The following is a 222-nucleotide window of genomic DNA, read 5'->3' as shown; positions in this document are numbered from 1 at the left end:
GACGTTGAGATGCCGGAGCTCGGCGAATCCGTCACCGAAGGCACCATCACCACCTGGCTGAAGAAGGTCGGCGACACCGTCGAGGTCGACGAGCCGTTGCTCGAGGTTTCCACCGACAAGGTCGACACCGAAATTCCGTCCCCGGTCGCAGGCACCCTGCTCGAGGTCCTCTACGACGAAGACGACACCGTTGACGTCGGCGAGGTCATCGCTCGCGTTGGC

General features: G+C 63.5%; 1 protein-coding gene. It reads left to right on the top strand.

Annotated features, from left to right (window positions below; translation table 11 throughout):
- Window positions 1-222: biotin/lipoyl-containing protein (locus HMPREF2860_RS00015; RefSeq protein ID WP_305763966.1), on the top strand; the 222-nt coding region annotated here is incomplete at both ends.

Source organism: Corynebacterium sp. HMSC064E10 (assembly GCF_001812505.1).
Taxonomy (GTDB): domain Bacteria; phylum Actinomycetota; class Actinomycetes; order Mycobacteriales; family Mycobacteriaceae; genus Corynebacterium; species Corynebacterium amycolatum.
This window is presented reverse-complemented; position numbering and strand designations above follow the sequence as displayed.